This is a genomic window from Erythrobacter sp. EC-HK427 (genome assembly GCF_902498745.1).
GTDB lineage: Bacteria > Pseudomonadota > Alphaproteobacteria > Sphingomonadales > Sphingomonadaceae > Alteraurantiacibacter.
The window spans coordinates 1-3027 of record NZ_LR701478.1; the positions used below are offsets into that span (position 1 = coordinate 1).

Below are 3027 nucleotides of genomic sequence, written 5' to 3' on the forward strand. Positions count from 1 at the left end.
ATATTTCTTGAAACAAAGAACCTGATCGTCTGGGTCAAGGATCCGGGCATGGGCAACTTCTACCGCTCTGCCCACGAACTCTGCTACGTCTTCAAGGTCAGCGCAGGCGATCACACCAGCAATATCGCGCTGGGTCGGCGCAATCGCTCGAACGTCTGGCGCTATCCGGGCGCAAATACGTTCCGTAAGGGCCGAATGCAGGATCTGGCGGACCATCCTACGGTCAAGAACCGCAAGATGTGCGCTGATGCCATCCTCGATGTGACACGTCCGGGAGATATTGTCTTTGACGGATTTGCAGGTGCGGGGACCACGCTGGTTGCCTGCGCCATGACCGGACGCCGCGGGCGCGGTATCGAACTCGACCCCAAATATGCCGATGTCATCCTGCGACGTCTTGCCGAGCAAACCGGCTGCGAGCCCATGCTCGATGACGGAACCCCCTTGTCGCAAGTTGCCAGCTCCCGTGCAGGAGAGGTCGCATGAGCGGGGACGACAACGAGGATCTGCGCGGTGGTCGGCGCGCGGATGGCAAGCCCTACAAGGAGGGCAATTTGCGCGAGGATGGCAGCTATGCTGTGGGCCGGAACCGTCCCCCCGAGAGTGGCAAGTTCAGGGCCGGAGATGGACGCAAACGCGGCAAGCGCAGCAAAGGTGTTCGCAATGCCGATACCGAGTTCATGCGCGAGCTCGGCCGGAAGATTACAGTCCGCGAAGCCGGACGCGACCGGACGGTATCAAAGAGCCAAGCCGTTGATCTGCGCCTTATCGACAATGCAACCCGCAAGGGCGACAACAAGGCGATCGAACTGGTCGATGCGCGCAGACGCCGGATTGCCGCCGAGCAAGAGACCAACAGGCACTATCACACCTTGAGCGATCAGCAGATCCTCGATGCCTATCTGCGCGAACGCGCAGCCGATCTCGGGATCGATCCTGCAATCTTCGGCGATACGCCGGACGAACAAGACAGCGAGGCCGGCGATGACTGAGGTCCACACCGATGATGTCATCGCTGCGCTGGCGAGGAGGGAGTTCGACTTCTTCCTGCGTCTCGCCTTTGCCGAGCTTGGCGGCGAAGGTAGCTACAGCCATAACTGGCATATCGATGCGATCATTCACCAGTTGGACCGGTTGATCGCCGGCGAGAACCGGAAACTGATCGTGACGATGCCGCCACGGCACCTTAAGTCGCGCATATTGTCGGTTGCGTGGGTGGCCTGGATGCTGGGGCACAATCCCGCGCTCAGCTTCCTTTGCATCAGCTATGGTCAGGATCTGGCTGACGATATGGCGACAGATTGTCTGAAGATCATGGATGCGCGCTGGTATCGCAGGGCCTTTCCTGCGTTCTCGCTGTCAAGCCGGGCTGTGTCCCACCTACGCACTCGCGCAGGCGGTCGCCGCATGGCCACCTCGGTCGAAGGCAAGACTACAGGGTTCGGGGCGGACATTATCGTTGTCGATGATCCAATGAAGGCGCAGGATCTGACATCTCCCAAAGCAAGGGCATCGGCCGCGCGGTGGTACGACGACACATTGTCCCAGCGGCTCAATGACCAGCTCAGTGGCCGCATTATCGTCACTATGCAGCGCCTTCATGAAGGAGACCTTGTCGGTGTTCTGCGGCAGCGCCCAGAGTGGTTTGAGCTGCGCCTGCCTGCCATCGCCGAGAAGGATGAGCTGATTCCCCTGACAAGAGGGCGCCAATACCAGCGCCGGGAAGGATGCGCGCTGCATCCAGCGCGGCAGCCACTCAGCCTCCTCCTCGAGCGCAAGGCTGCCAACCCCTTCGTCTTTGCCAGCCAGCTACAACAGAACCCGGTCCCCGAGGTCGGCAATCTGATCGAGGCAGGCTGGTTGAAGACCTGGGACGAAGCTACCGTTCCCCATGGCCAAGGCCAGGTGGTCATGTCCCTTGATACCGCCAGCAAGGACAATCCGTTCAACGACTATTCGGCGTTCATCACAGCAAGGATCGTAGGCAAGTCGGTGTATATTATGGATGTCTGCCGCAAGCGGCTGCAGTTTCCCGGATTAAAGGCAAAAACGATCGAACTTGCCCGGACCCATGGTGTGCAGGCCCTGCTTATCGAGGATGCAGCATCGGGCCAGCAGCTGGTGCAGGTACTGAGGGCCGAGGAACCCTGCGGCGTTCCATCCCCTATTGCCCGCCGCCCTGCCGGAGACAAAATCTCGCGGGTCATGGGATCCAGTGCAATGATCGAGGCGGGCCGGCTTTTCCTGCCTGACGAGGCGCACTGGTTGCCCGAGTTCAAGACAGAACTGCTGGGCTTTCCGGCAGCCCGGCATGACGATCAGGTCGATGCGCTTTCACAGCTGCTACTCTGGGTACAGGAAAAGGACTTGTACCGGGCTCCTGCAATTGCCGGTCCTGAAGAAATGACCGATGAGGGCGTTGCACCAGCGCTCGGATTTGACCAGAGGTGGCAGGGCATGCAGTCGCAGGCAGATCCGTGGGGTGCCTTGTAGCGCAAAGAGGGGGCGCGGGAAGGCGGGTTGGACGCAAGCGTGCCTGTCTTCTCCCCGAACGCGCAATGCTCTTGCTGGCGAGAGGAATATCACTGCTGCACGCTAATTGGCATTCAATCCGGTGGTCCGTGTGTGCAGCCGTGCCTTCCAGCTTGCCTCAAGAGCAACAACCTCGCTTGCCGCCAGGTCAGGCGAGGTTCGCTCAAGGATGCTGAAGACAAGATCGTCCGGCTTGCTGTCCCTAAGTTCCCTGTTGCCGCCATGGCCGCTGCGGGCATAATCCTGCCACCGCCCAAGGATGTTCTCGGCGCCGCTGGCCGATCCGACATACCCTGCATTGCGGGCCCGGTCGTGAATGAAATACACCCCGCGCCACTGCGCAAGCGCCGCCTTCCACGAGGATGGCATGCTGCCAAGCTCGGCCCATGACAGGACAATGTCGCGCCAGTCGGGAACAGCAACGGTGAAGAGATTGTCGGTAGCGATCGAGGATACCGGAATGGCGCCCCGCCCTCCCCAGCGCCACCACTGCTG

The 3027-nt window shown here is 60.7% G+C and carries 4 protein-coding genes; 3 read left to right on the forward strand and 1 reads right to left on the reverse strand.

Annotation, left to right across the window (positions count from 1 at the left end; genetic code table 11):
- From GC121_RS00060 to terL, 3 genes are all read left to right on the forward strand, one after another.
- Window positions 1–486, forward strand: a 486-nt coding sequence (locus GC121_RS00060; RefSeq protein WP_199857677.1) for a site-specific DNA-methyltransferase, incomplete at its 5' end; no start/stop codon positions are given.
- Window positions 483–992, forward strand: coding sequence for a DUF5681 domain-containing protein (locus GC121_RS00065; protein ID WP_151971925.1), 510 nt, complete (start codon window positions 483–485; stop codon window positions 990–992). The genes GC121_RS00060 and GC121_RS00065, both read left to right, overlap by 4 nt.
- On the forward strand, window positions 985–2493 hold the full coding sequence (gene terL, locus GC121_RS00070) for a phage terminase large subunit (RefSeq protein WP_199857678.1): 1509 nt from the start codon (window positions 985–987) through the stop codon (window positions 2491–2493). The genes GC121_RS00065 and terL overlap by 8 nt, the downstream gene beginning before the upstream one ends.
- Before the next feature lie 102 nt (window positions 2494–2595).
- Here the strand turns inward: terL and GC121_RS00075 are convergent.
- Window positions 2596–3027: GIY-YIG nuclease family protein (locus GC121_RS00075; protein WP_199857679.1), on the reverse strand; the 432-nt coding region annotated here is incomplete at its 5' end.

Bases quoted from the DNA above. Each gene is read 5' to 3' on its own strand.
- GC121_RS00065 (WP_151971925.1), top strand. From the start codon at position 483: ATGAGCGGGGACGACAACGAGGATCTGCGCGGTGGTCGGCGCGCGGAT.
- terL (WP_199857678.1), top strand. From the start codon at position 985: ATGACTGAGGTCCACACCGATGATGTCATCGCTGCGCTGGCGAGGAGG.